Annotated in this window: 22 protein-coding genes; 8 read left to right on the top strand and 14 right to left on the bottom strand. The window is 74.9% G+C overall.

The annotated features are described in order from the left end of the window. Positions 1–133 precede the first annotated feature (133 nt). From ACFC1F_RS20070 to ACFC1F_RS20055, 4 genes are all read right to left on the bottom strand, one after another. The gene (locus ACFC1F_RS20070; RefSeq protein WP_376159979.1) at positions 134–1,264 is read right to left on the bottom strand and encodes a DUF2510 domain-containing protein; all 1,131 of its coding nucleotides are present in this window, start codon (positions 1,262–1,264) and stop codon (positions 134–136) included. 294 nt (positions 1,265–1,558) lie between these two features. After that, a complete protein-coding gene (locus tag ACFC1F_RS20065; RefSeq protein WP_148647652.1) occupies positions 1,559–2,365 on the bottom strand; it encodes a 3-oxoacyl-ACP reductase in 807 nt (268 codons plus the stop codon). 8 nt (positions 2,366–2,373) lie between these two features. Beyond that, on the bottom strand, positions 2,374–3,756 hold the full coding sequence (locus tag ACFC1F_RS20060; RefSeq protein WP_376159991.1) for an aldehyde dehydrogenase family protein: 1,383 nt from the start codon (positions 3,754–3,756) through the stop codon (positions 2,374–2,376). A gap of 5 nt (positions 3,757–3,761) precedes the next feature. After that, on the bottom strand, positions 3,762–5,168 hold the full coding sequence (locus tag ACFC1F_RS20055; protein ID WP_209415196.1) for a glutamine synthetase family protein: 1,407 nt from the start codon (positions 5,166–5,168) through the stop codon (positions 3,762–3,764). A 155-nt stretch (positions 5,169–5,323) separates the two neighbouring features. On the opposite strand from ACFC1F_RS20055, the gene ACFC1F_RS20050 reads away from it, so the two are divergent. Further along, positions 5,324–6,073 carry a gamma-glutamyl-gamma-aminobutyrate hydrolase family protein gene (locus ACFC1F_RS20050; RefSeq protein WP_376159977.1) on the top strand — a complete coding sequence of 250 codons (750 nt, stop codon included), beginning with the start codon at positions 5,324–5,326 and terminating at the stop codon, positions 6,071–6,073. 58 nt (positions 6,074–6,131) lie between these two features. Here ACFC1F_RS20050 and ACFC1F_RS20045 read toward each other — a convergent pair whose 3' ends face one another. The 8 genes from ACFC1F_RS20045 to chrA all read right to left on the bottom strand — a co-directional run bounded on the left by ACFC1F_RS20045 (position 6,132) and on the right by chrA (position 13,327). Next, entirely contained in the window at positions 6,132–6,992 is an 861-nt protein-coding gene (locus ACFC1F_RS20045; RefSeq protein WP_376159975.1) for a GDSL-type esterase/lipase family protein, read from the bottom strand. A 112-nt stretch (positions 6,993–7,104) separates the two neighbouring features. Beyond that, positions 7,105–8,328, bottom strand: coding sequence for a beta-ketoacyl-[acyl-carrier-protein] synthase family protein (locus ACFC1F_RS20040; RefSeq protein WP_376159973.1), 1,224 nt, complete (start codon positions 8,326–8,328; stop codon positions 7,105–7,107). After that, the gene (locus ACFC1F_RS20035; protein WP_209415192.1) at positions 8,325–8,567 is read right to left on the bottom strand and encodes an acyl carrier protein; all 243 of its coding nucleotides are present in this window, start codon (positions 8,565–8,567) and stop codon (positions 8,325–8,327) included. Before ACFC1F_RS20035 ends, ACFC1F_RS20040 begins: the two co-directional genes overlap by 4 nt. A 17-nt stretch (positions 8,568–8,584) precedes the next feature. Next, complete coding sequence (locus ACFC1F_RS20030; protein ID WP_376159970.1) at positions 8,585–10,024, bottom strand: MFS transporter; 1,440 nt, start codon at positions 10,022–10,024, stop codon at positions 8,585–8,587. A gap of 31 nt (positions 10,025–10,055) precedes the next feature. Beyond that, complete coding sequence (locus ACFC1F_RS20025; protein WP_376159968.1) at positions 10,056–10,958, bottom strand: class I SAM-dependent methyltransferase; 903 nt, start codon at positions 10,956–10,958, stop codon at positions 10,056–10,058. Positions 10,959–10,992: 34 nt separating this feature from the next. Beyond that, positions 10,993–11,619: an acyl-ACP desaturase gene (locus ACFC1F_RS20020; protein WP_376159989.1), complete on the bottom strand. Its 627-nt coding sequence runs from the start codon at positions 11,617–11,619 to the stop codon at positions 10,993–10,995. Beyond that, positions 11,526–11,984, bottom strand: a complete 459-nt coding sequence (locus tag ACFC1F_RS20015; protein ID WP_376159967.1) for an acyl-ACP desaturase — start codon at positions 11,982–11,984, stop codon at positions 11,526–11,528. The genes ACFC1F_RS20020 and ACFC1F_RS20015 overlap by 94 nt, the downstream gene beginning before the upstream one ends. 140 nt (positions 11,985–12,124) lie before the next feature. Continuing rightward, the gene (chrA, locus tag ACFC1F_RS20010; RefSeq protein WP_376159965.1) at positions 12,125–13,327 is read right to left on the bottom strand and encodes a chromate efflux transporter; all 1,203 of its coding nucleotides are present in this window, start codon (positions 13,325–13,327) and stop codon (positions 12,125–12,127) included. 173 nt (positions 13,328–13,500) lie between these two features. On the opposite strand from chrA, the gene ACFC1F_RS20005 reads away from it, so the two are divergent. Both ACFC1F_RS20005 and ACFC1F_RS20000 read left to right on the top strand, forming a co-directional pair. Beyond that, the gene (locus ACFC1F_RS20005) at positions 13,501–14,544 is read left to right on the top strand and encodes a cation diffusion facilitator family transporter (protein ID WP_209415188.1); all 1,044 of its coding nucleotides are present in this window, start codon (positions 13,501–13,503) and stop codon (positions 14,542–14,544) included. 65 nt (positions 14,545–14,609) lie between these two features. Continuing rightward, the gene (locus ACFC1F_RS20000; protein WP_376159987.1) at positions 14,610–15,512 is read left to right on the top strand and encodes a 5'-3' exonuclease H3TH domain-containing protein; all 903 of its coding nucleotides are present in this window, start codon (positions 14,610–14,612) and stop codon (positions 15,510–15,512) included. Between the two features lie 55 nt (positions 15,513–15,567). On the opposite strand, the gene ACFC1F_RS19995 is transcribed toward ACFC1F_RS20000, so the two are convergent. Then, positions 15,568–18,423 carry an RNA helicase gene (locus ACFC1F_RS19995; RefSeq protein ID WP_209415241.1) on the bottom strand — a complete coding sequence of 952 codons (2,856 nt, stop codon included), beginning with the start codon at positions 18,421–18,423 and terminating at the stop codon, positions 15,568–15,570. 269 nt (positions 18,424–18,692) lie between these two features. Between ACFC1F_RS19995 and ACFC1F_RS19990 the strand changes: the two genes are divergently transcribed. Then, complete coding sequence (locus tag ACFC1F_RS19990) at positions 18,693–19,067, top strand: hypothetical protein (RefSeq protein ID WP_148647657.1); 375 nt, start codon at positions 18,693–18,695, stop codon at positions 19,065–19,067. A 29-nt stretch (positions 19,068–19,096) separates the two neighbouring features. Then, entirely contained in the window at positions 19,097–19,426 is a 330-nt protein-coding gene (locus ACFC1F_RS19985) for a metalloregulator ArsR/SmtB family transcription factor (protein WP_148647658.1), read from the top strand. A 42-nt stretch (positions 19,427–19,468) separates the two neighbouring features. Here the strand turns inward: ACFC1F_RS19985 and ACFC1F_RS19980 are convergent, their stop codons facing one another. Continuing rightward, positions 19,469–20,647, bottom strand: coding sequence for an aminotransferase class V-fold PLP-dependent enzyme (locus tag ACFC1F_RS19980; protein ID WP_209415185.1), 1,179 nt, complete (start codon positions 20,645–20,647; stop codon positions 19,469–19,471). A gap of 105 nt (positions 20,648–20,752) precedes the next feature. Here ACFC1F_RS19980 and ACFC1F_RS19975 point away from each other — a divergent pair, with 105 nt between their 5' ends. From ACFC1F_RS19975 to ACFC1F_RS19965, 3 genes are all read left to right on the top strand, one after another. After that, a complete protein-coding gene (locus tag ACFC1F_RS19975; RefSeq protein ID WP_376159962.1) occupies positions 20,753–22,819 on the top strand; it encodes a prolyl oligopeptidase family serine peptidase in 2,067 nt (688 codons plus the stop codon). An 88-nt stretch (positions 22,820–22,907) separates the two neighbouring features. Further along, positions 22,908–23,285, top strand: coding sequence for a YrdB family protein (locus ACFC1F_RS19970; protein WP_376159960.1), 378 nt, complete (start codon positions 22,908–22,910; stop codon positions 23,283–23,285). Positions 23,286–23,588: 303 nt separating this feature from the next. After that, positions 23,589–25,961, top strand: coding sequence for an immune inhibitor A domain-containing protein (locus ACFC1F_RS19965; protein WP_376159958.1), 2,373 nt, complete (start codon positions 23,589–23,591; stop codon positions 25,959–25,961). The last annotated feature ends 152 nt before the right edge of the window (positions 25,962–26,113 follow it).

Here is a 26,113-nt window from a genome sequence, read left to right as displayed (position 1 = left end):
TTTAAAACCCCCCCCCCCCCCCCCGGCGCGGGGGGCGGCCCCCCCCCCGCGGCCGGGCCGGGCCCCCCCCCACACGCCGGCGCCCCCCCCGGAGTTCCGGGGGGGCCCGCCGTGCGTGAGCGGAGCAGCGCGGTCAGGTGTTGCCGGACCCGTCCGGGCCGGAGCCACCGCCGCCGCCCGGGAAGGGGGGCACCTTGCCGGTGTAGTCGGCGATGCCCTTGACGATGGTGTCCATCACGGCGACGTCCGGCGCCTTGTCGGCGATGTCGAAGCCCAGGTGGACGGAGACCAGCGCCTTGCCGTCCGCGGACGGGAAGACCACGGTCTGCACGTAGCCGTCGTTGCCCTTCGCCGCGTCGACCTTCCAGCGGACCAGGTAGCCGTCCCGGCCGTCGACCTTTATCGCCTCGGACTTCAGCTCCTCGTGGGAGTTGAGGTCGTTGTACGAGTCCTTGGCCGCCTTCTCGATGTCGGCCTTGGCCGCCGCCCGGACGTCGGTGCCACCGCCGTCGATCACACCGGTGTTGGCGCCGCCGAGCGAACAGGAGCCGCCGCCGTCGCAGGTGTACGCGCCCACGCTCAGCGCCGCGAAGCCCTCCTTCGTGGTGCCGCCCTCCCAGCCGGCCGGGACGGGCAGGGTGATCCGGTTCACCAGGTCGGCGGCGGTGCCGGCCTTGCCGTTCCCCTTGCCCTTCCCGGTGCCGTTGCCGTTGCCGTTCCCGTTGCCGTTGCCGCCGCCCTTGCCGTCCCCGCTGCCGCCGTTGCCGCCCGGGCCGCCGAGGTCGGGCAGATCGCCCCAGGGGGCGTCCTGGCCGTACGGCGCGGGCCGGGCGGTGCGGTGCGAGGCCCGCGTCTCCCCGTGGCCGTCCATCGCCAGGTAGGTGACGCCGGAGCCGACGGCCAGCCCGAGCACCGCCGCCACGGCGGTCGCGGCCACCAGCTTCGACGGCTTGCGGCGCCGCTTCGGCGACGATGGTGCGGGCGTGCCGTAGGCGGTGCCGAAGGGGGGCGGCTCGGGGTAGCGGACCGTCGGCCCGCTCCCCAGCACCTCCCCCTCCAGCACCCGGGTCTCGGCGGTCGCGTCCGGCCCCGGGGCCTGCGCCGCCGCGGGCTCCGGCGTCGGGGGCTCCGACGGCGGGGCGTCCGAGGGTGTGGGCCGGGTGCTGGCCGTCCAGCCGGTGCCGTCCCACCAGCGCTGTGGCCTCGGATCGCTGGTGATGTCCTTCGGGTCCGGGTACCACCCGGCAGGGATCTGCTCACTCACGACAGAGAATCTAAAGGCAGCCGGATAAACGCGATATCAGCGGGACGCCCAATTCCCGGCATTTTCCATGAGATTCCGGTGAGAAGCCGCGGCCCCGCCCTCAGCACCCCTCCCGCCCGGCCGGCGGGGGCGTCCGGCGCCAGGGCCCCTCCGGGTCGTCGTACGCCGCGAGGTAGTCGGCCGAGGCGACGGCCACCCCCTCGAAGGACTCCTCCGGCACGGCGAACGCCTCCTTCAGGGCCCCGGCGTGCAGGCCGGCCGCAGCCCCGGCCCCGGCCCCCGGACCGGACGGGCCTAGAGGGGCGTCACATAGGCCCCCGTGATGCCACCGTCGACCAGGAACTCGCTCGCCGTGATGAACGAGGAGTCGTCGCTGGCCAGGAAGGCCACCGCGGCGGCGATCTCCTCCGGGCGGGCGAAGCGGCCGAGCGGGACGTGCACCAGCCGCCGGGCCGCCCGTTCCGGGTCCTTGGCGAAGAGCTCCCGCAGCAGCGGCGTGTCCACCGGCCCGGGCGAGAGCGCGTTGACCCGGATGCCCTCGCGGGCGAACTGCACGCCCAGCTCCCGCGACATCGCCAGCACCCCGCCCTTGGACGCGGTGTAGGAGATCTGCGAGGTCGCCGCGCCCATCCGGGCCGTGAAGCTGGCGGTGTTGATGATCGAGCCGCGCCCGTGCCGTCGCATGTAGGGCAGCGCCGCCCTGCAGCAGAGGTACACGGAGGTCAGGTTGGCCTCCTGGACCTTCCGCCAGGCGTCCAGCCCGGTGGTCAGGATGGAGTCGTCCTCCGGCGGCGAGATCCCCGCGTTGTTGAACGCGACGTCGACACTGCCGTACGTCTCGTAGGCCTCGTCGAAGAGCGCCTCGACCATGTACGGGTCGGTGACGTCGGTGTGCACGAAGAGGCCGCCGGTCTCCTTCGCGGCGGCCCGGCCCGTCACCTCGTCGATGTCGGCGCAGACCACCTTCGCGCCCTCGGTGGCGAGCCTGCGGGCGGCGGCCAGGCCGATGCCGCTGCCCGCGCCGGTGATCACGGCGGTGCGGCCGGCCAGGCGCCGGCAGACCGGGCCGCCCTGCTCCGGCTTCGGGGCCTTCTCGGTCATGCCGGCTCCTACTCCTCGCTCTGGATGAAGACGTTCTTGGTCTCGGTGAAGTGCGCCAGCGCGTCCGGCCCCAGCTCCCGGCCGATCCCGGACTCGCCGAAGCCCCCGAAGGGCGTCCAGTAGCGCACCGAGGAGTGCGAGTTGACCGACAGGTTGCCCGCCGCGACGCCGCGGGCCATGCGCAGGGCCCGGCCGACGTCCCTGGTCCAGATGGAGCCGGAGAGGCCGTAGCGGGTGGCGTTGGCGAGGCGCAGCGCGTCGGCCTCGCCGTCGAAGGGCAGGACCACGGCGACGGGGCCGAAGATCTCCTCGGTGACGACGGGCGCGTCGGCCTGCGCGGGCGCCAGCACCGTGGGCGGGTACCAGAAGCCGGGGCCGTCGGGCACCGCGCCGCGGGCCAGCACCGGCAGGTCGGGGGTGACGTAGGAGGCGACCCGGCGGACCTGGGCGGCGGAGATCAGCGGGCCGAGCTGCGTCCGCGGGTCGGCCGGGTCGCCGGTGCGGACGGCCTCGACGGCGGGCAGCAGGTGGGCCAGGAAGTCGTCGTAGACCTCGCGCTGGACCAGGATGCGGCTGCGGGCGCAGCAGTCCTGGCCGCTGTTGTCGAGGAAGGACATCGGGTCGGCGGCGCGGGAGAGGTCGGCGTCGGCGAAGACGATGTTCGGGCTCTTGCCGCCGAGTTCGAGGGTGACCCGCTTGGCGCGGGCGGCGCAGCGGGCGGCCACCTCCTTGCCGACCACGGTGGAGCCGGTGAAGACGATCTTGCGGACCGCCGGGTGGTCCACCAGTGCCCGGCCGGTGGTGCCGCCGGCGCCGGGGACGACCTGGAGGAGCCCCTCCGGCAGTCCGGCGGCCAGGGCGAGTTCGGCCAGCCGCAGCGCGGTCAGCGGGGTCGCCTCGGCGGGTTTGAGCAGCACCGCGTTGCCCGCGGCGAGGGCGGGGGCGAAGCCCCAGGCGGCGATCGGCATCGGGAAGTTCCACGGGGCGATGACGCCGACCACCCCGACCGGCTCGTGGAAGGTGACGTCCAGACCGCCGGCCACCGGGATCTGCCGGCCGGTCAGCCGCTCGACTCCCCCGGCGGCGTACTCCAGCAGGTCGCGGACGTTGCCGGCCTCCCAGCGGGCGTTGCCGACGGTGTGGCCGGCCTCGGTCACCTCCAGGGCGGCCAGCTCCGGGACGTGCACGTCGACCTGGTCGGCGAACCGCCGCAGCAGCCGGGCCCGTTCACCCGGGGCGAGGGCGGCCCAGCCCTGCTGGGCCTTGACGGCGCGCTGGACGGCGGCGTCGAGCCGCTCGGGCGTGGTGTCCGGGACGTCGGCGACCGGCTCGCCGGTGGCGGGGTTGCGGACGGTGCTGGTGCCGGGCTCACCGGTGCCGGTCGCGTTCACGGTGCTCACATCCGTTCGAAGGATCGGTAGCGCTCCCAGTCGGTCACGGCGTCGTCGTAGGCGGCCTGCTCGACCCGGGCCATGTGCAGGTAGTGCTCGACCACGTCGGCGCCGAAGGCGGTCCGGGCCAGCTCGCTCTCGGCCCAGAGGTCGGCGGCCTCGCGCAGCGAGCCGGGCACCCGGGCGTACTCGTCGGCCGAGTAGGCGTTGCCGAGGCAGGGCGCGGGCAGGTCGAGCTTGTGCTGGAGGCCGTACAGGCCGGCCGCGATCATGCCGGCCACCGCGAGGTACGGGTTGACGTCGCCGCCGGGCACCCGGTTCTCCATCCGCAGGCCGGGACCGCGCCCCACCACCCGGTAGGCGCAGGTGCGGTTGTCGCGGCCCCAGGCGACGGCGGTGGGGGCGAACGAGCCCGGGCGGTAGCGCTTGTAGGAGTTGATGTTGGGCGCGTAGAGCAGGCTGAACTCGCGCAGGGCGGTGAGCTGCCCGGCGAGGAAGTGCCGCATCGTGTCGGTCATGCGCCCGTCGCGGTCGGCGAAGGCCGGGACGCCGCGCGGGCCGGCCGAGGAGTCCCGCAGGTCGCGCAGCGAGAGGTGGATGTGGCAGCTGTTGCCCTCGCGCTCGTTGTACTTGGCCATGAAGGTGAGCGCGCAGCCCTGTTGGGCGGCGATCTCCTTGGCGCCCGTCTTGTAGACGCTGTGCTGGTCGCAGGTGGTGAGGGCGTCGGCGTAGCGGAAGGCGATCTCGTGCTGGCCGAGGTTGGCCTCGCCCTTGGCCGACTCCACGACCAGGCCGGCGCCGGCCATCTCGATGCGGATCCGGGAGAGCAGCGGCTCGACGCGGGCGGTGCCGAGCATCGAGTAGTCGACGTTGTACTGGTTGGCCGGGGTCAGGCCGCGGTAACCGCCGGACCAGGCCTGTTCGTAGGTGTCGCGGAAGACCAGGAACTCCAGCTCGGTGCCGATGTCGGCGGCCAGCCCGTACTCGGCGAGCCGCTCGATCTGGCGGCGCAGCAGCTGCCGCGGTGCGGCGTCGACCGGCCGGCCGCCGTGCCGGGCGAGGTCGGCGGTGACCTGTGCGGTGCCGGGCTGCCACGGGGTGAGCCGGAGGGTGGAGAGGTCGGGGCGCATCGCGAAGTCGCCGTAGCCGGTCTCCCAGGAGGAGAGGGCGTAGCCGTCCACGGTGTTGAGGTCGACGTCGACGGCCAGCAGGTAGTCGCAGGCCTCGGCGCCGTGCTCGGCGACCTCGTCGAGGAAGAACCGGGCGGCGAAGCGTTTGCCCTGCAACCGGCCCTGCATGTCGGTGAAGGCGAGCGCGACGGTGTGGATCTCGCCGGCGTCGACCAGGGCGCGCAGCTCGTCCAGCGTGAGCGGCGCACGCCGGGGTGCGTCCGCGGTGGCGTTGTCGGGCATGCCGGAAGCCTCCTCCTCGATCACTCAGCGAGAGCGGGCGGTCACAGCGAACCGTACGGCCTGGCACGGACGACGCGGAAGAGGGCGGACGGGTGTGGCGCGCCGAGAGTCGGGATTGACGGGTTATCAGGAGTGACGGGAGGAGAATGCCCGCCATGGATCGCAGGCCTTTCATCGGCGTCAGCACCTATCTGGTGGACGCGAGTTGGAGCGACTGGCGGAGCCGCCGGGTGGCGCTGGTGCCCGAGCGGTACACCGCGTACGTACGGGACTCGGGCGGGATCGCGGTGCTGCTGCCGCCGGACGCCCCCGAGCGGGCGCCGGAGGTGCTGGCCCGGCTGGACGCCCTCGTCATCGCCGGCGGGCCGGACATCGACCCGGCCTACTACGGGCGGACCCGGCACCCGCTGACCGACGTGGACTCGCCGGAGCGCGACGTCTGGGAGACGGCGCTGGTCCGGGCGGCACTGGCGGCCGGCATGCCGATGCTGGGGATCTGCCGGGGCATGCAGGTGCTGAACGTGGTCTGCGGCGGCACGCTGGTGCAGCACCTGCCGGACGTGGTCAGCCCGGACGTCCACGCCGGCTCGCCCGGCAGGTACGGCGCGCACAGCGTCCGGCCGGTGCCCGGCACGCTGCTCGGCGGGCTGCTGCCGGAGAGCGAGCTGGTCGTGCCGACCTTCCACCACCAGGCCGTCGACCGGCTCGGCGACGGACTGCGGGTGAGCGCGCACGCGCCCGACGGCACCGTGGAGGCGGTCGAGGGGCCCGGGTTCGCGCTGGGTGTGCAGTGGCACCCCGAACAGGGCGAGGACCTGCGGGTGATGCAGGCGCTCGTCCGGGCGGCGACGGCGGCCCGCACGGTGCCGTTGGAGGCCGTGCCGCTGGAGGCCGTGTCGGGGTGACCCGGCGCCCGGGGCCCCCGGCTCCGGGCGCCGGGCCCGTACGGCCGCCGGAGGCGTCCTACGCCTGCACGGGCTCGGCGTCGGCGAGCAGGCCGGCCGCCGTGAGGACGGCCGGCAGCATCCGCTGGGCGTACTCGGCGTAGCCCTGCGGCGACGGGTGGACGCCGTCCGGGCTGAGGAGTTCGTCCGCCCGCTCCCGGAAGTAGCCGCCGGAGGAGGGCGCCAGCACCGCGCCCACGCGCTGGGCGGCCCGGATGTGCAGCCGGGCCAGGCGCCGGGCGCGGCGGCCGCCCGCCCAGCGGGCCGGGGCGCGGAAGCCGGGTCCGTGGGCGGGGTCGGGACAGGGCACCACGACCGGCTGCCAGCCGGCCTCGCGCAACACCCGCACCAGGTGCGCGAACCCGCGGGCTGAGCGGCCGAGGGGCAGCGGGAGCAGCATGTCGTTGCTGCCGACGATCAGGACGGCGATCCCCGGCCCCAGTCGGGCGGCCCGGGTGGCCTGCCGCCGGGCGCCGGTCGTGGTGGCGCCCGCCCGCGCGAGGACGCGCAGGTCCACCGGCCGGCCGAGCTGCTCCCCGAGGGCCTGGGCGAGCCGGGCGCCGAGCGTCTCCTCGGCGTGGCCGGCGCCGAGGCTCTGGGCGAGCGAGTCGCCGAGCATCAGCAGGGCGAGCGGCCGGTCGTCGGCGGGGGCGGGAGGCCCGTACCGGCCGTCGGCGCGCGGGACGGACCAGTCGGCGGGCGGGCGTCGCATCAGCAGGCGGCTGTAGAGCCGGGCGGCGGCGGGCCTGGCCCGGCCGAGCAGGCCGGCGGGGCGGCGCGGACGGGCGGACGGACCGGTGGGGCGGGACTCGGGTGGGGCGCTCGGGGCGGTCGGAGCGGTCGGAGCGGGGGTGGCGCTCGGGGCGGGGCCGACGGGCATGGCGGGACTCCGGGGCGGATCGGGGGCGGCGAGGGGGCGAGCACGGCGGGAGCGGCGGGAGCCGGCGCGGGCGGGAGCCGTCGGCTGCCGTCGGGCGGCGGTCGGGCGGCGGTCAGGCGGCGGTCAGTACGACGGCCGCGTTCTGTCCGCCGAAACCGCAGGAGACCGAGACCGCCGCCGGAAGGGCGAGCGGCCGGGGCACCTTGGTGACCACGTCCAGCTCGATCCGCTCGTCCATCCGGTCGAGGTTGGCGGTCGGCGGGATCAGCCGGTTCTGGAGCGCCAGGACGGTCAGCGCCGCCTCGATCGCGCCGGCCGCGCCCATGGTGTGCCCGATCACGCTCTTGTTGGCGGTGACCGGCGGCGGGCGGAGGAAGACCTGCCGCAGCGCCGCCGCCTCCGCCACGTCGTTCAGCGCGGTCCCGGTACCGTGCGCGTTGACGTGCCCGATCTCGTACGGCGCCAGCCCGGCGTCGGCGAGCGCGGTGCCGAGCGCGCGGGCGAGGCCCGCACCGTCCGGGTGGGGGGCGGTGAAGTGGTACCCGTCGGCGGCGGAGCCGTGCCCCGCCAGGTGGGCGCGCGGGCGGACCCCGCGCGCCCGGGCGTGCTCCGCCCGTTCCAGGACCAGCACACCGGCGCCCTCGCCGAGCACGAAGCCGTCCCGGTCGGCGTCGAACGGGCGGGAGGCGCCGGCCGGGTCGTGCCCGCGGCGCGAGAGCGCGCCCAGCCGGTCGAAGGCCGTCGCCACCATCGGGAACCGCGGGCTGTCGGTGCCGCCGGCCAGCACCAGGTCGCAGGTGCCGGCCCGGACGAGGTCGCAGGCCAGCGCGAGGGCGGTGGTGCCGGACGCGCAGGCGGTGCTGGTGACCAGGCTGGGCCCGAGGGCCCCGAGGTCCAGGCTGACCTCGCCGGCCGCCATGTTGGGGATGCTGCGCGGGAGCATCAGCGGGGAGACCTGGTCGGCCCGGCCCTGCTCCAGCCTGGCGTACTCGGCCCGGTAGCTCTGCACGCTGTTGGCGCTCACCCCGAGGACGACGCCGACCCGGGTGCCGTCCCACTGCGCCGGGTCGAGCCGGGCGTCGGCGACGGCCTCGCGGGCGGCCAGGACGGCGAGTTGGGCGAAGCGGTCGAGCCGGCGGGCCAGCCGGCCGCCGAGCAGCCCGGCGGCGTCGTACTCGTCCACCGGGCAGGAGAAGTCGACGTTCAGCCCGGCCAGCCAGGGGTCGGTCCGGGCGGTCGGCCCGCCGCCCAGGAAGTGCTCCCAGGTGGCCGCCGCCCCGAACCCGGCCGGGGTGACCAGGCCGAGCCCGGTGACGGCGACCGCGCGTCCGCTCAACTGACCGCACCCGCGGCCAGGCCCGCGTCCGCGAACGCGGCGAGCTCGCCGAGGGTGCCGTCCGGCCGGATGTCGGTGACGGTGACGCCGATCCGCTCCTCGACCATCAGCGAGAGCTCGACGAGCGCGAGGCTGTCGAGCTCCAGCGAGGCGAGGGTGGCGTCGGGGCCGACGCGGTCGGCGGCGACGTCGAACTCCTCGACCAGGCAGTCGCGGAGGATCTCGTAGGACTGGGACATGGCGGTGGGACCTTTCATCAGCCGAGCAGGCTCGGTGGCGGGGACGCCCGGTCGAGCTCCGGGACGGGAACGGGGGCCTGCGCCGGGCACCGCCCGGGCAGGCGGTACCAGGCGAGGACGGCGGCGAGCAGGGCGACGCCCGCGCCCACCCGGGAGGCGGCGGCGAGGCCGTCGGTGAACGCGGCCGCGCCGGCCACCGGGGCACCGGCGGCCACGGTGGCCAGGACGGAGCCGAGCACGGCCACACCGAGGGTCGAACCGACCTGCCGGGTGGCGTCGTTGAGCGCGGAGCCGACGCCGGCCATCGCCGCCGGCACCGCGCTCATCACCAGTTCGGTGGCGACGGGCGCCAGCAGGCCCGCACCGAACCCGCAGACGCCTTCGAAGAGCAGCACCGGCGCGTCCCCCGAACCGGCCGTCAGCCGGCCCAGCTGGGCGAAGCCGGCGACGATCAGCAGCAGCCCGCCGGCCACCGGGACGCGGGCGCCCAGCCGGCGCGCCACCACCGGGCCGAGCACCGCGCCGGCCGCCAGCCCGAGCGAGAGCGGGACCATCCGCTGCCCCGCCGCCCACGCGGAGAGGCCGCGCACCTGCTGGAGGTAGAGGGTGAGCAGGAACATCGCGCCGAACATGGCGAAGGACATCAGCGCCAGGCAGAGCGTGGCCGGCCAGACCGGTCCCCCGCGCAGCAGCCGGACCGGCACCATCGGTGCGGCGCAGCGCAGTTGCCACAGCGTGAAGCCGGTGAGCAGCAGCGCCGCCGCCCCGAAGGCGGCGAGCACCTCGGCGCTGGTCCAGCCGCGCCCGGGCGCCTCGATGACGCCCCAGACCAGCGCCAGCAGTCCGCCGCAGGAGAGCAGCGCACCGGGGTGGTCCAGCCGCCGCGGGTCGGGGTCGCGGGACTCCGGCAGCACCGGAACCGCCGCCAGGATCGCGGCCGCCACCGGGACGTTGAGCCAGAACGCGGCCTGCCAGCCGTACCGCTCGACCAGCCAGCCGCCGGCGACCGGGCCGAACAGTGCGCCGACGCCGGCCACCGCCGCCCAGACGCCGATCGCCCGCAGCCGGTCGGCCCGTCCGGGCAGGACGTGCACGATGGTGGAGAGCGTGGCGGGCATGAAGAGCGCCGCGCCCAGCCCCATCGCGCACCGGGCGGCGACCAGCCGGGCGGGCCCGTCGCCGGTGGCGCCGGCCACCGAGGCGAGCGCGCAGAGCGCGAGGCCCGCGGCGAACGCCCGGCGGCGGCCGTGGCGGTCGCCGAGGGCGCCCGCGGCCAGCACGCAGCCGCCGAGCGCGAGCGCGTAGCCGTCGACGATCCACTGGGTCTCGGCCAGGGTCGGGCCGAGCTCGGCCCGCAGGCCGGGGACCGCCACGTTGAGGACGGTGAAGTCCAGTCCGAGCAGGAACAGCGCGGCGCAGACGACGGCCACCGCCGCCCACGCCCGCCGCCTGGTCACCGGTGCGCTTCCGTGCTCCACGCGCCCGGCCTCAGACCGGCAGCCGCAGCGGCTCGTCACGCCGCACGAAGCCGAACCGGTAGAGGGTGGCCGCGCCGCGCAGGAAGGTCACCTCGCAGGCCCGGAGGTAGCGGCGGTAGCGGCGGAAGCCGTCCTCGCCGACCAGCGCCTGCGCCTCGGCGCGGGCCCGCAGCAGCCGGGCCGACCAGGCGCCCAGGGTGCGGGAGTAGTCCTCGGCCGAGGCACGGAGCACGGCGACGGAGAAGTACGGGTCGCAGGCGGTGGCGATCTCGTCCAGCCGGGGCAGCACCGCGCCGGGGAAGACGTCGGCGGCCACGAAGGAGCCGACCGGGCCGTCCCCGCCGGCGACGCCGTCGTACGCGATGGTCTGCAGGGACATCCGGGCGCCGGGGCGCAGCCAGCCGTGGCAGTGCTCGAAGTAGGCCCGGTAGGCGGCCACCCGTTCGGGGCGGCTGAGGCCGGCGGTGGCGAAGTGCTCGAAGGCGCCGACCGAGACGACGGCGTCGTACGGCCGCTCGGGGCGGTGGGCCTCCCAGCTCTCCAGCCGGACCTCGACGCCGGGCAGGCCGAGGCCCGTGACGTGGGCGTGCTGGGCCCGGGAGAGGGTGAGCCCGGTGGCCTCGGCCACCCTCCGCCCGGCGACCGCGTGCGCCAGCAGCCCGCCCCAGCCGCAGCCGACGTCCAGCAGGCGCAGGCCCGCGCCGGGGGCGGCGCCGGCCAGGTCGAGGTGGAGGGCGAGCTTGGCCCGCTGGGCCCGGGGCAGTGCGGTGGTGTCGGGCTCGTCGCGGGCGATGCCGTCCCAGACCGCCGCCGAGTAGCTCAGCGTCTCGTCCAGCCAGAGGGCGTAGAAGTCGTTGCCGAGGTCGTAGTGGAACTCGATGTCGGCGGCGGGGGTGCCGGTGGTGGTGGTCATGCTGCTCCTGTGGTCGGCCGGTCGGGTGGGCGGCTCACGCGGTCTCGGGGGCGGCCCCGTCCGTGCCCGCCGGGTCGTGCCCGGCCCGGCCGGCGCGGACGGCGAGGGCCCGGGCGCGGCGTTCGACGAACTGGGTGGCCCTGGCGTCCACCTGTGCGAGGTGGTCCGCGAGCCGGTCGCGGGCCTGTTCTCCGGCCGGGCCGAGGCCGGTCAGCTCGAAGACCCTCAGCGAGCGCAGCAGCGGCACCAGCACCTCGTCGTGGTGGACCCGCAGGTCGTAGACGCCGGCCACCGCGACCTCGGCCGCCATCCGGGCGAAGCCGGGCATGCCCTGGCCGGGCATGGCGAAGTCGCGGACGGCGGCGTCGAGCACGGTGAGGACGGGGTCGGGGTCGATCTCCAGGGCGGCGCGCAGCAGTTCGCGGTAGAAGACCATGTGCAGGTTCTCGTCCTGGGCGACCCGGGCGAGGAGCCGCTCGCAGACCGGGTCGCCGCTGAGCCGCCCGGTGTTGCGGTGGCTCACCCGGGTGGCCAGCTCCTGCACGGAGACGTAGGCGACCAGGTCGATCACGCCGAGGGGCTCCGGGACGGCGCCGGTGCCGACCTGCGCCATCCTGGCGCGCTCCAGCGCGACCGGGTCGACGGCGCGGGCGGCGTGCAGGTAGGCGCGGATGGAGGCGGCGTGCCGGTCCTCCTCGGCGGTCCAGCGGTCCAGCGGTGCAGCCAGGCGCCCCAGGCGCCGTCGCGGGAGGTCCGTGAGGCGATCGTCCAGTGGTAGCCGGGCAGGTTGTCCTCGGTGAGCAGGTTGACCACCAGGGCCGAGCGCACGGCGGGGCTCAGCGCGGACTGCTCCGGCCGCCACGGCTCCCCGCCGAGCGGGCCGTCGAAGTCCCGGCCGAGGCTCCACGGCACGTACTGGTGGGGGAACCACTCGCGCGCCGCGCCGAGATGACGGTTCATCAAGTCTTCGGCGACCGGCTCAAGTTCGGCGAGCCAGCGGACGGCCTCCGCCGTGTCGATCTTCACGGACGGTGATCATGGCGGGACCGTGAGCGATCCTGCAAGCCGGTGTCACCCGATCGGGGCGGGCGCTCCTCCGGACGCCACCGCCGCTCACCCGGCCGGCGGCGGCGCCCGCCCGGCGGCAGCCCGGCGCCGGACCGGCCTCAGGCCGGCGGCAGGCCCGCGGCGACGGCGAGGACCCCGGCCGCCCCGGCCGCGAGCAGGGCGGGCACCACACCCCGGCGGGCGACGGCCAGCCAGAGCAGCGCGGCCGCCAGCACCACCCACTGCCAGCCGTACCCGAGCGCGGCGGCCAGCGGCACCGCCGAGCCGGCGATGGCGCCGATCACGGCCGGCCCGGCGCCGGTGAGGAAGTCCTGCACCCGCCGGTCGGCCCGGAGCCGGTCGAAGTGCCGGCCGCCGAGGATCACGAAGAGGAAGGACGGCAAGAAGGCGACGGCCGCCGCCAGCAGTCCGCCACCGATCCCGGCGGCCGCGTAGCCGACGACCGCGACGGTGTGCACGACCGGACCGGGGGTGACCTGGCCGAGGGCAACGGCGTTGAGGAACTGTCCGTCCGTCATCCAGTGGTGGCGGCCGACGGCGTCCTCCTGCATCAGCGGGATGATCACGAAGCCACCCCCGTAGGAGAGCGCACCCACCTTGAACGCCACCCAGGCCAGTGCGCCGAGCCCGCCGAGTGCGGGCAGCACGGCGGCCACCGGCAGCGAGACGCGGCGGTCCCGGTCGGGGCCGCGGTCGCGGTCGCGCGCGCGGTCGGGACCGGAGTCGCGCGGTCGGGGCCGGGCGCGGACGGCCGCCTCGGCCAGCCCGGAGGCGACCACCACCAGGACCAGCCACGGGCCGGTGAGGACCGCGGCGGCCGCGCCGGCCAGCGCGTACCCCGTCCAGCGGGCCCGGGCCGCGCGCCCCCGGCCGGCCCGGGTGAGGCTGCCGGGGACCAGCGAGGTGGCGGCCTGCACGGCCACCGCCGGGACGGCCGCGCCCGCGCCGGCCGCGGCACCGAGCACCCACGGGGGCGGGTCGCCGGCCAGGAAGAGCACCGACAGGGCGAGGATCAGCACCAGCCCGGGCGCGATGAAGCAGAATCCGCCGACCAGCGCCCCCGGGGTGCCGCGCAGGCGCCAGGCGGTGAGGATCGCCAGCTGGGTGGAGGCCGGGCCGGGCAGCAGGTTGGTGGCCGCGATGCCGTCCTCGAACTCGTCCGGTGTCAGCCACCCGCGCCGCTCCACGCAGAGCCGGCGCAGCAGCAGGATGTGCGCGGGCGGTCCGCCGAAGCCGAGCACCCCGATCCGGCCCCATTCCCCGGCAATCGTCGCGAGGCCGACCCGCCCGGACCGTTCCATGCTGTGTCTCCCCTGCTCAGTGGCGGCGCGACGATACCGGACGGGGGTTACGCGTCGGCAATGACAACGGTCTCCAGTGCAGCCTTTGGATCTTCGTTCGATCTGCGGTTCACTTCGGGTGCAGGGCAGTTGCGCCCATCCCCCTACCCCCGTACGTCCAGGAGAGGACTTCGATGGCCGGGCACGAGCACTCCCACGATGATCATGCACATGACCATGGGCACTCCCACCGGGGCGGTGGCCACGGCGGCCACTCGCACGGCGTCGCCGCCGACGCCGACCGCCGCTGGCTGGTGAGCGCGCTCGCGCTGATCGTGGTGTTCATGGCCGGCGAGGTCGTGGTCGGCTTCGCCGCCCAGTCGCTTGCCCTGATCTCCGACGCCGCGCACATGCTCACCGACGCCGCGTCGATCGTGCTCGCCCTGGTCGCGATGCGGCTGGCCGCCCGGCCGGCCCGCGGCGGGTACACCTACGGGCTCAAGCGGGCCGAGATCCTCTCCGCGCAGGCCAACGGCGTCACGCTGCTGGTGCTGTCGGCCTGGCTCGGCTACGAGTCGGTCACCCGGCTGCTCGAACCGCCGGAGGTGGCCGGCTCGCTCGTGCTGGTCACCGCACTGGTCGGGATCGTCGTCAACCTGGCCGCCGCCTGGTGCATGTCCAGGGCCAACCGCAGCTCGCTCAACGTCGAGGGCGCCTTCCAGCACGTCGTCACCGACCTGTACGCGTTCATCGCCACCGCCGTCGCCGGCGTGGTCATGCTGACCACCGGCTTCGTGCAGGCCGACGCGATCGCCTCGCTGATCGTGGTGGCGCTGATGCTGAAGGCCGGCATCGGCCTGGTCCGCGACTCCGGGCGGATCTTCCTGGAGGCCGCCCCGGCCGGCATCGACCCGGACGCGGTGGCGGACCAGCTGGTCGCCCAGCCCCTGGTGGAGGAGATCCACGACCTGCACATCTGGGAGATCACCTCCGGCCAGCCGGCCCTGTCGGCGCACATCCTGGTGACCCCGGGCGGCGACTGCCACGCCGTGCGCCGCAAGCTCCAGCGCCGGCTGGCCGGCGAGTACGGGATCACCCACAGCACCCTCCAGGTCGACCACGTCGGCGAGGACGAGGCGGGAGCGCTGCTCCAGATCACCACCCCGGGGGACCTCTCCCCCGAGCACTGCGCCGACGCGCACGGCCCGGTCCACCGCGCCGGACCGCACGAGCACTGAGCCCCGTGCGGCGCCCGGGTGTCGGCCCGGTACGGCATGATCGGAGGGTGACCGCACCGCGACTGATGCTGCTCGACTCCGCCAGCCTGTACTTCCGGGCCTACTACGGCGTACCGGACTCCCTGCGCTCCCCGCAGGGCGAGCCGGTCAACGCCGTCCGGGGCCTGCTGGACTTCATCGCCCGGCTGGTCCAGGACCACCGGCCCGACCAGCTGGTCGCCTGCATGGACGCCGACTGGCGCCCGCAGTGGCGGGTGGACCTCATCCCCACCTACAAGACGCACCGGGTCGCCGAGGCGGCCGTGGACGGCGAGGAGGAGGTGCCGGACACGCTGGCACCGCAGGTGCCGGTGATCGAGCAGGTGCTGGACGCGCTCGGCATCGCCCGGGTCGGTTCCCCCGGCTACGAGGCGGACGACGTGATCGGCACCCTCACCGCGCGGGCGAAGGGCCCGGTGCAGATCGTCACCGGGGACCGCGACCTCTTCCAACTGGTCGACGACGCCCGCGCGATCACCGTGCTCTACCCCGTCAAGGGCATGGGGAACCTCCAGGTCACCGACGACGCCGTGCTGCTGGAGAAGTACGGCGTCCGCGGCGCGCAGTACGCCGACATGGCCGCGCTGCGCGGGGACCCGAGCGACGGCCTGCCCGGCGTCAAGGGCATCGGCGAGAAGACCGCCGCCCAGCTGATCAACGAGTACGGGGACCTCGCGGGCATCCGCGCCGCCGCGCTGGACATCGGCTCGAAGCTCACCCCGGCCCGCCGGCGCAACATCGTCGAGGGCGCGGCCTACCTGGACGTGGCGCCGACGGTGGTGCGGGTCGCCCCCGACGCGCCGCTTCCGGACTTCGACCCGGCGCTGCCGCACGAGCCGCTGGACCCGATGACCCTGGAGGAGCTCTCCGCCCGCTGGGGCCTGGGGACGTCACTGGACCGGGTGCTGGCCGTCCTGGCCACCCGCTGAACGGCGGACGGGGGCCGGCCGCGGTGAACGCGGCCGGCCCCAGTCCCGTGCGGCGTCAGCCCACCGAGGAGTAGGCGATGATGCCGCGGCGCAGGCCGTCGACCGCCTTGCGGGCGGTCTTGCGGAGCTCGGCGTCCTCGCCGGCGGCGTCCTGGATCTGGCCGAGCACGTCGATCAGCTGCTTCGTCCACCGGACGAAGTCGCCGGCCGGCATGTCGGCGTCGCGCAGCACCTGGTCCAGGCTGTGGCCGAGCGCCCAGCGGTACGCGGCCCAGGCGAAGCCGAGGTCGGGCTCGCGCTGGCCGACGCCCTCGGCGGTGTTGATCCGGTGCTGCTCCTCCAGGGCGTCCAGGTGACCCCAGATCCGGACCATCTGGCCGAGCGCCTCCTTGGCCGCGCCCTCGGGGACCCGGGGGGCGGCGGCGTCGTCGGACTGCCGGGCCTCGTAGACCAGCGCCGAGGCGCAGGCGGCGAGCTCGGCGGCGGCCAGGCCGCTCCAGACGCCCTCGCGGATGCACTCGGAGGCGAGCAGGTCCAGCTCGCCGTAGAGCCGGCCGAGCCGCTTGCCGTCGGCGGTGACGGTGTCGCCGCTGAGGTAGCCGAGGTCGGCGAGCAGGCCGCAGACCCGGTCGAAGGTGCGGGCGATGGTGTGGGTGCGGGAGCGCATCCGGCGCTCCAGCTGCTCGGTGTCGCGGTGCAGCCGGTGGTAGCGCTCGGACCAGCGGGCGTGGTCCTCGCGCTCGTCGCAGCCGTGGCAGGGGTGCTGGCGCAGGACGGCGCGCAGCCGGGTGATCTCGGGGTCGTCGGCGGCGGCCGCGCGGCCCTTGCGGAACCGCTCGGGCTCCAGGTGGCCCGCCTTGGTGCGCAGCGCCGAGGCCAGGTCGCGCCGGGACTGCGGGCTGCGCGGGTTGAAGGACTTGGGGATGCGCAGCCGCTCGACGGCGGTGACCGGGTGCGGGAAGTCGATCATGGCGAGCCGCTTGACCTGCCGCTCGGCGGTGAGCACCACCGGGCGCGGGCCGTCCTGGTAGTCCGGGTGGCGGGTGGCGCCCCGGCCGTTGCGGCTGACCGGGGGCAGGCCCGGGTCGAGGACGAGGGCGAGGCCGGCGAACTTGCCGGTAGGGACGTGGATGACGTCGCCCGGCTTGAGCTGCTCGATGGACTCGACGGCGGCGGCCCGGCGCTGGCTGGTGCCCTCGCGGGCGAGCTCGTTCTCGCGGTCCTTGAGCTCGCGGCGCAGGTTCATGTACTCGTCGAAGTCGCCGAGGTGGCAGGTCATCGACTCGCGGTAACCCTCCAGCCCCTCCTCGTTGCGCTGGACCTGGCGGGCGATGCCGACCACCGAGCGGTCGGCCTGGAACTGCGCGAACGACGTCTCCAGCAGCTCGCGCGAGCGGTGCCGGCCGAACTGGGAGACCAGGTTGACGGCCATGTTGTAGGACGGCCGGAACGAGGACTTCAGCGGGTAGGTGCGGGTGCCGGCGAGGCCGGCCAGTGCCTCCGGGTCGAGGCCGCGCTGCCAGAGCACCACGGCGTGGCCCTCGACGTCGATGCCGCGCCGCCCGGCCCGGCCGGTGAGCTGGGTGTACTCGCCGGGGGTGATGTCGGCGTGCGTCTCGCCGTTCCACTTGACCAGCTTCTCCATGACCACCGAGCGGGCGGGCATGTTGATGCCGAGCGCCAGGGTCTCGGTCGCGAAGACGGCCTTGACCAGGCCCTTCACGAAGAGCTCCTCGACCACCTCCTTGAACCGGGGCAGCATCCCCGCGTGGTGGGCGGCGATGCCGCGCTCCAGCCCGTCCAGCCACTCGAAGTAGCCGAGGACGTGGAGGTCCTCGTCGGGGATGTCGGCGCAGCGCTCCTGGACGATGTCGCGGACCAGGGCGCGGTCGGCCTCCTTGTTGAGCCGCAGGCCGGAGGAGAGGCACTGCTGGACGGCGGCCTCGCAGCCGGCCCGGCTGAAGATGAAGGTGATCGCGGGCAGCAGGCCCTCGGCGTCGAGGCGGTCGATGACGTCGACGCGGCCCGGCGTCCAGACCCGGCCGGGGCGCCCGTTGGGCATGGAGCGGCCGCGGCCGCGGCCGAACTTGTCCCGCGGGTTGCGGTCCAGCTCGGAGCGGGCGAGGCGGACCAGCTCGGGGTTGACCGCCTTGGCCGGGTTGCGCGGCGCGTCCTTGGGGCGGCCGTCGCGGTCCGGGTTGGCGAAGAGGTCGTACATCCGGTTGCCGGCCATCACGTGCTGCCAGAGCGGGACGGGCCGGTTCTCGGAGACGATCACGCGGGTACCGCCGCGCACGGTGTCCAGCCAGTCGCCGAACTCCTCGGCGTTGGAGACGGTGGCCGAGAGCGAGACCAGGGTGACGGACTCGGGGAGGTGGATGATGACCTCCTCCCAGACGGCGCCGCGGAACCGGTCGGCGAGGTAGTGCACCTCGTCCATGACCACGTAGCCGAGGCCGTCCAGGGTGCTGGAGCCCGCGTAGAGCATGTTGCGCAGCACCTCGGTGGTCATCACCACCACGGGCGCGTCGCCGTTGACCGTGTTGTCGCCGGTGAGCAGGCCGACCTTGGCGGCGCCGTAGCGCTTGACCAGGTCCCCGTACTTCTGGTTGGAGAGCGCCTTGATCGGCGTGGTGTAGAAGCACTTCCGCCCGCCCTGGAGGGCGAGGTGGACGGCGAACTCGCCGACGATCGTCTTGCCGGAGCCGGTGGGCGCGGCGACCAGGACGCCTTCGCCGGACTCCAGCGCACGGCAGGCCTCCAGCTGGAAGTCGTCCAGCGGGAAGTCGTAGAGCTGCTGGAAGCCGTGGAGGGCCGTGGCCTGTTCCTTGGCCCGGCGGCGGAAGGCCGCGTACGCCTCGGCGGGGTTGAGCTCCCGGTCCTCGGGCTGCTCGGGCAGAGGGGTGTTCATCGCCGTCCGGGTGTGGTTGGTGTGATCTCGCATCTCAGCGAGAGGTTACCCGGGAGGACTGACATCGATAGCACCGTTTTTTCGCGGGCCCGGATCAGTTCTCTCTCACATCCATAGTTGCAAATGTCTTCAAGTAGCTGCGAAGCGGTCAGAGAGCGACCTGATTCGAACGTCTCCGGTCATCTCCGGTGGGATCCCGCCCGGCCTCCCTACATTCGGTCCCACAGCCAGCACGCACGGGATACTCCCGGTGACAGAAGGAGAAGACGATGGCGAACCTGGAGACCTCGCTCAAGGAGGCCATGGCGATCGAGGGCGCGATCGGCATCGCCCTGGTCGACTACGGCAGCGGCATGGCGCTCGGCACCCTCGGCGAGAGCAGCGAGCTGGACCTCAACGTCGCCGCCGCCGGCAACACCGACGTGGTCCGGGCCAAGATGCGGGCCATGGAGCTGCTCAACCTCCACGACAACGAGATCGAGGACATCCTGGTCAGCCTGACCAGCCAGTACCACCTGCTCCGGCCGCTCACCATGCCGAACGGCCGCGGGCTCTTCCTCTTCCTCGCGCTCAACCGCACCCGCTCCAACCTCGCGATGGCCCGGCACCAGCTGAAGCGGATCGAGGTCGCGCTGGAGATCTGAACGGACCGGGCACCAGGGAAGGGGGCGCTGTGGGGGTCGCGCTGTACCAGGCCAAGGCCGAGTTCTTCCGGATGCTCGGGCACCCGATCCGGATCCGGGTCCTGGAGCTGCTGCAGGCCGGACCGACGCCCGTCCGGGACCTGCTGGCCGAGCTGGACATCGAACCGTCCAGCCTCTCCCAGCAGCTCGCCGTCCTGCGCCGGTCCGGCATCGTCACCGCCAGCCGCGAGGGCACCACGGTGGTGTACGCACTGGCCGGCGCCGAGGTCGCCGACCTGCTCCGGACGGCCCGGCGGATCCTCACCGGGCTGATCGACGACCGGAACGTGCTGCTCGCCGAACTGCGCGCCGCCGAGTAGCCCCGGCCGCCCGCCCCGCCCCACCGCGTCAGCCCCGCCGCGTCAGCCCCGCTCCGCCAGCAGCTCCGCCAGGCCCTCCGCCAGCGCGCGGTAGTCCTGCGGCCGGTTGTACAGCTGCGCGCTGACCCGCAGCACCCCGCCGCCCGGCCAGGGGCGCACCACCGTCCGGACGGCGCGGCGCCGCCACAGGTCGGCCATCATCGCCACCGCCTCCGCGTCCGTCTCGCCCCGCCCCGGGGGCAGCCGCAGCGCGCGCATCGCCACGCCCGGCGTGGCGGGCAGCGGTTCCAGTCCGAGCCGGCCGGCCAGCACCGCCTGGCCGTGGGCGGCGAGCAGCTCGTTGTGCCGGCGCACCCGTTCCGCGCCGAGCTCGTTCAGCAGCCGGAAGCCGGCCGGGGCCGCCAGCCAGGGCGTGTAGTCGCAGGTGCCGCGCCACTCGACGTTGGCGGGGAAGCCGTGGTGGTGCTCCCAGGACACGGCCAGCGGGCGGACCCTCCCGGTCCACTCGGGGCGGACGGCGAGGACACCGGTGGCGCGCGGGGCGAAGGCCCACTTGTGCAGGTTGCCGAACCAGAAGTCGGCGTCCGGTCCGACCGGCGCGGCCAGCATGCCGGGGGCGTGGGCGCCGTCCACCACGGTGGTGACGCCGCGGGCGCGCAGGGCGGCGAGCAGCTCGGGGCCGGCGACCAGGCGGGCGGTGGGCGAGGTCAGCTGGTCGAGCACGGCGAGCACGGTGCGCCCGGTGGTCCCGGCGAGGACGGCGTCGCGGACGGCGTCCTCGTCCGGGGCGTCCAGCGGCAGGCGGACGGTGTCCACCTCGGCGCCGGCCTCCTCCGCGCGCCGCAGGACGGCCCGGGTGACGGCGCCGTAGCCGTGGTCGGTGACCAGGATCCGGTCGCCGGGCGCGAGCGGGACGCTGTCGAGGGCGACCGAGACGGCCTCGGTGACGTTGGCGACCAGGGCGAGCCGGGCCGGGTCGGCGCCCAGCTCCGCGGCGAGCCCGGCGCGGGCCTCGCCGACCCGCCGGGGCAGGTCGGCGAAGAAGCCGTCCGGGTCGCGCTCCTGCTCGATCCGGAGCCGCTCCTGCTCCTGCTGCACGGGGACGGGCACCGTGCCGTAGGAGCCGTGGTTGAGGTGGACCACGGCCGGGTCCAGGGTGAACAGCCGGTCCGTGCCGGGCAGCGGCGCCGGGGGTTCGGCGGTCCGCAGGTCCTCGATCACTTCGCCTCCAGGGTGGGGTCGCATGGCAGTATGTCATTGGTGATGTGTGACATTTCACATGTCTTACTACTGGTCCAGCGCGCGCCGCAGGGCGAACATCGGGCGGTGACCATCACCGACCCCTTCCTCTCCCTCAGCGCCCGTACGGGCCGCTTCGGCTTCGGCGCTCCGCGTGCGACCGTCCTCAGCGAGGACGGTACCCGGCTGCTGCTGCTCCGCTCCACCGGCGCCGAGGACCAGGTCGACCGGCTCCACCTGCTCGACCTGGCCACCGGGGAGGAGCGCCTCGTCGCCGATCCCGCCGCGCTCGCCCCCCACCGCACCGGCGACCCCGCCGACCTGCCCGCCGTCGAACGCCGGCTGCGCGAACGGATCCGGCTCACCGCCGCCGGGATCGGCTCCTACGCCGCCACCGCCGACCTCGCCGTCGCCGCGTTCGTCCTGGACGGGCGGCTCTACCGCGCCGACACCACCGCCGGCACCTGCGCCGAGCTCCCCGTCGCCGGGCCCGCCTTCGACCCGCGCCCCGACCCGGCGGGCCACCGCGTCGCGTACGTCGCCGGCGACGCCCTGTACGCCACGCCCGACCTCCTGCCGCTCAGCCCCGCCGACGGCGCCCGCTGGGGCGTCGCCGAGTTCGCCGCCGCCGAGGAGCTGGGCCGCTCCCGCGGCCACTGGTGGCGCCCGGACGGCGGCGCCCTGCTGGCCGCCCGGGTCGACGAGTCCGACCTTCCCCGGCGCCACTTCGCCGACCCGGCCCGCCCGGACGAGCAGCCGGAGGACTTCGCCTACCCGCAGGCCGGCGGCCCCAACGCGGACGTCCAGCTCTGGGTGCTCGGCCTCGACGGCGCCCGCGTCCGGCTCCGCTGGGACGACACGGAGTTCCCCTACCTCTGCGCCGCCGAGTGGGCGGGCACCGACGAGATCCTGCTCACCGTCGCCGACCGGCTCCAGCAGAACGTCCTGCTGCTCTCCGCCGACCCGGCCACCGGCGCCAGCAGCGAACTCTCCCGCACCACCGACGCATTCTGGGTCGACGACCTGCCGGGCACGCCCGCCCGACTGGACGACGGGCGGCTGCTCACCGTCCACGACACCCCCGACGCGCGCGGCCTGGCCCTGGACGGCAAGCCGCTGGACACCACCGGGCTGCAGATCCGCCGCGTGGTCGGCCGGCTGCACGGGCGGCTGCTCTGCGAGACCGGCGAGGGCGACCCGTTCGACCAGCACGTCCACCTCGTCGACCCGGACGGCGGCCCGGCCGAGCGGCTCAGCGACGGCCCCGGCGTCCACTCCGCGCTCGCCGCCGGCGGGACGCTGCTGCTCACCTCCGCCGGACCGGACGGCGTCCGCCGCCGTGCCACCGGCCCCGCCGGCACGGCGCAGCTCACCGACCTCTCCGCCGCGCTGCCCTACGTGGTCCGGCCGCAGCTCGCCCGGGTCACCGAACTCGCCCTGCCCACCGCTGTGGTGTACCCGCGCGACCACGCGCCCGGCCGGCGGCTGCCCGTCCTGCTGGACGTCTACGGCGGGCCCGGCCACCAGGCGGTCGCCAACGAGCCGCGCCGCTGGCAGCTCCGCCAGTGGTGGGCCGACCAGGGCTTCGCCGTGGTCACCACCGACAACCGGGGCACCCCGTTCGTCTCGCCCACCTTCACCCGGGCGATCTTCCGCCGGTTCTCGCAGGTCGCCCTGGACGACCAGGTGGCGGCCCTGCAGGCGCTCGCCGTCGACCACCCCGACCTCGACCTCGGCCGGGTCGGCGTCCGCGGCTGGTCCTACGGCGGCTACTTCGCGGCGCTGGCCGTGCTGCGCCGCCCGGACGTCTTCCACGCCGCGTGCGCGGGCGCCCCGCCCACCGACTTCCGCCGGTACGACACGGCCTACACCGAGCGCTACCTGGACCTGCCGCAGCAGAACCCCGGCGGGTACGCGGCGGACGACCTCATCCCCGACGCACCGTCACTCACCCGTCCGCTGCTGCTGATCCACGGCCTGGCCGACGACAACGTGCACCCCTCGCACACCCTGCTGCTCTCCCAGGCGCTCACCCGGGCCGGCCGCGCGCACAGCGTCCTGCCGCTGCCCGGCGTCACCCACATGACCCCGGGCGGTGTGCAGGAGCAGGTCACCCAGGCCGAACTGGCCTTCCTGCGCTCTTCCTTGGGGTGATCCGTTGTGGCGGGCGGCGACGCCTGCCAGACTCCCGCCGTGACCGGTGCCCGCCCGGGCGCCGCACCCGACGGGGAGGAACAGACGGATGAGGATCAGCAGACCGGGCCCGGTCTCGCAGCGGCAGTGGACCCCGGTGACCGTCGTCAACGGCGGGCTCGCCTTCGCACTGGAGCTGGGGCTGCTCGCGGCCCTCTGCTACTGGGGCTTCAGGACGGGCTCCAGTACGGTCACCCGGGTCCTGCTCGGGCTGGGCGCACCCGCACTGGCGGCGGTCGTCTGGGGACTGTTCCTCGCTGCGGGCGGCCCGACGTTCCGGCTGCCGCTCGCCGCGGAGATCGCCCTCAAACTGGCGGTCTTCGCGGTCGGCGGGCTGGCCCTGAACGCCGCCGGCCGCCCCACCCTGGGGCTGGTGTTCGGCGCGCTGGCACTGGTCAGCGTGACCGTGGAGTACACCCTGGGCTGACCCGCCGCCGGCCCGCCCGCGCCGCACGACCGCACCGGTCGTGCGGCGCTTCGCGTTCCGCCCCCGTGCGACGCGGTCCGCCCCGCGCGACGCGTTCGGCCCTCCTGTGGGACGCGTTCCGCCGCGGTCCGCCCGCCGCTCGCCGTGGTTCACCACCGTTCGCAGCCGTCCGGCACCGTCCGGCACCGTCCGGCATCTTCCGCGTGACCCATGACATGTGAAATATTACCTGCGCTCCATGACCGTTGGCCTTCCCCCCGACCGTCACCCCCGACCACCCACCGTCCGGAAAGGACCGGTCAGTTGCGCAGACTGTCCGCGGCATTCGCGGCCGCGCTCACCACGAGCGCGATAGCGGCCACCCTCCTCGGCTCACCCGCCCAGGCCGCCACCCCCTCCCCCGCCACCACCAACGCCGTCGCGGCCCAGGCCGCCGAGGACGGCGGTGCCGAGGCCCCGCCCGGCCCGCTCGCCCCGCAGGAGCGCGAGCGCCAGTCGCTGCGCACCAAGGCGCTGGAGCAGCTCAACAAGGGCGCCGTGGCGAAGACCGCCGACAAGCGGGCCCCCGGCAAGGTGAAGATCGGCAACGACTACGTCCAGCTCGCGCAGCAGCGCAAGGACAAGGTCTTCGTCATCCTCGCCCAGTTCGGCGACGAGGTGGACAACACCACCCAGTACAACGGCCAGCCCCGCTACGGCGGAACGCCCGGCCCGCGGCACAACACCATCCCCCAGCCCGGCAGGAGCGACAACCACACGCTCTGGAACGCCGACTTCGGGCGCGACTACTACCAGAAGATGTTCTTCGACGACGCGCCCGGCGCGGTCTCGATGCGCAACTACTACCGCACCCAGTCCTCCGGCCGGTACGACGTCGAGGGCACCGTCAGCGACTGGGTCACCGTGCCGTACAACGAGGCCCGCTACGGCAGCAACAAGGGCCCGCAGGGGTCCGGCGCCTGGACGCAGGCCCAGGAGTTCGTCCGGGACGCGGTCAAGGCCTGGTACGACGGCGAGATCGCCAAGGGCCGGACGGCCGCCGACGTGAAGGCCGAGCTGGCCCAGTACGACGTCTACGACCGCTACGACCACGACAAGGACGGCGAGTTCAACCAGCCCGACGGCTACCTGGACAACGTCGTCGTGGTGCACGCCGGCGTCGACGAGACCTGGGGCGGCGGCGCGCAGGGCGCCGACGCGCTGTGGGCGCACCGCAGTTGGGCGTTCCCGGACGCCTCCGGCCAGACCGGCCCGGCGGGCAACAAGATCGGCGGCGCCCCGGTCGGCGACACCGGCCTGTACGTGTACGACTACGTGCAGGGCGGCGAGAACAGCGGAGTCGGCCTGTTCTCCCACGAGTTCGGCCACAACCTCGGCCTGCCCGACCTGTACAGCACCAGCGGCGGCGACAACAGCGTCAACTTCTGGTCGCTGATGTCCTCCGGCTCGTACCTGGGCAAGGGGAAGAACACCACCGGCGGCTACCCCGGTGACCTCGACGCCTGGAGCAAGCTGCAGTTCGGCTGGCTCAACTACGACGAGGCGCAGGCCGCCACCCGCTCCAGCCACGCCCTCGGCGTCAGCGGCTACAACACCGACCAGGCCCAGGCCGTGCTGGTGCACCTGCCGGACAGCACCACCAGCACCGACCTCGCCGACCCGTACCAGGGCGGCCGGCAGTGGTGGAGCGACACCGGCGACAACATGGACAACGCGCTGGCCCGCACCGTCGACCTGCGCACGGTGAGCGGCCCGGTCACGCTGACCGCCGCCACCTGGTACGACATCGAGCAGGACTACGACTTCCTGTCCGTCGAGGCCTCCACCGACGAGGGCAAGACCTGGAAGGCGCTGGGCGGCACCGTGGACGGCGCGCCGATCGGCAACACCACCGCCAACACGCCCGGCCTGACCGGCACTTCGGGCGCGTACCGGCAGCTGTCGATCCCGCTGGACGGGTACGCGGGGCAGCAGGTCCGACTGCGGTTCCACGTCACCTCGGACAACAACACGCACGGCCGCGGCGTCCTGGTCGACGCCGTCCGGATCGCCGCCGGCTCCACCGAGCTGTTCGCCGACGGCGCGGAGGACGGCGTCAACGGCTGGACGGCCACCGGGTTCACCGTCATCACCGGCCGCGCCGCCGTCAAGCAGCACCCGCGCGCCTACCTGGTGGAGAACCGCCGGTACACCGGCTACGGCGCCTTCCTGAAGACCGGCCCGTACAACTTCGGGTACAGCGGCGTCGACGGCAAGAAGGACATCGTCGACAACTACCCGTACCAGGAGGGCGTGCTGGTCTGGCTCTGGGACACCGCCTACGGCGACAACAACACCAAGGACCACCCGGGCGGCGGCCTGATCCTGCCGATCGACGCGCACCCGACGCCGATCCGGTTCGCCGACGGCTCGCTGGTCAACGGCCGCGCGCAGACCTTCGACGCGACCTTCTCGCTGAAGCCGACCACCGCCTTCACCCTGCACAAGGGCGGCGTCCCGGTGCGGATCGGCTCCGAGCCGGCCGTCCCGGCGTTCAACGACCGCACCGGCGTCTACTCCGACCCGGCCACCCCGCAGCTCGGGGTGAAGGTCCCGGACACCAACACCAAGATCGAGGTGGTCCGCGAGACCCAGGGCGGCCGCGTCACCACCGTCCGGGTGGGCCCGGCCTCCTGAGGCCCGCTCCTCCCTCCCGGCAGCACACGGGCCGTGGGGGCCGGGGGCGGGCGGGGGCGGCCCCCCGCGCGCGGGCGCCGGCCCCCCCCCGGGGCCGCGCGGGCCCCCCCCCGGGGGGGGCCCGGCGGCGGGGCCGGGGGGGGGGGGGCCGC

This window comes from Kitasatospora sp. NPDC056181 (genome assembly GCF_042266225.1).
GTDB lineage: Bacteria > Actinomycetota > Actinomycetes > Streptomycetales > Streptomycetaceae > Kitasatospora.
Note: the sequence above shows the minus strand (reverse complement) of the source record. Positions and strands in the feature narration are given on the sequence as shown.

Excerpts from the sequence above, each read along its gene's own strand:
- ACFC1F_RS20065 (WP_148647652.1), bottom strand. The coding sequence starts at position 2,365 with ATGACCGAGAAGGCCCCGAAGCCGGAGCAGGGCGGCCCGGTCTGCCGG.
- ACFC1F_RS20055 (WP_209415196.1), bottom strand. The coding sequence starts at position 5,168 with ATGCCCGACAACGCCACCGCGGACGCACCCCGGCGTGCGCCGCTCACG.
- ACFC1F_RS20050 (WP_376159977.1), top strand. The coding sequence starts at position 5,324 with ATGGATCGCAGGCCTTTCATCGGCGTCAGCACCTATCTGGTGGACGCG.
- ACFC1F_RS20045 (WP_376159975.1), bottom strand. The coding sequence starts at position 6,992 with ATGCCCGTCGGCCCCGCCCCGAGCGCCACCCCCGCTCCGACCGCTCCG.
- ACFC1F_RS20035 (WP_209415192.1), bottom strand. The coding sequence starts at position 8,567 with ATGTCCCAGTCCTACGAGATCCTCCGCGACTGCCTGGTCGAGGAGTTC.
- ACFC1F_RS20025 (WP_376159968.1), bottom strand. The coding sequence starts at position 10,958 with ATGACCACCACCACCGGCACCCCCGCCGCCGACATCGAGTTCCACTAC.
- chrA (WP_376159965.1), bottom strand. The coding sequence starts at position 13,327 with ATGGAACGGTCCGGGCGGGTCGGCCTCGCGACGATTGCCGGGGAATGG.
- ACFC1F_RS20005 (WP_209415188.1), top strand. The coding sequence starts at position 13,501 with ATGGCCGGGCACGAGCACTCCCACGATGATCATGCACATGACCATGGG.
- ACFC1F_RS20000 (WP_376159987.1), top strand. The coding sequence starts at position 14,610 with ATGCTGCTCGACTCCGCCAGCCTGTACTTCCGGGCCTACTACGGCGTA.
- ACFC1F_RS19995 (WP_209415241.1), bottom strand. The coding sequence starts at position 18,423 with ATGAACACCCCTCTGCCCGAGCAGCCCGAGGACCGGGAGCTCAACCCC.
- ACFC1F_RS19990 (WP_148647657.1), top strand. The coding sequence starts at position 18,693 with ATGGCGAACCTGGAGACCTCGCTCAAGGAGGCCATGGCGATCGAGGGC.
- ACFC1F_RS19970 (WP_376159960.1), top strand. The coding sequence starts at position 22,908 with ATGAGGATCAGCAGACCGGGCCCGGTCTCGCAGCGGCAGTGGACCCCG.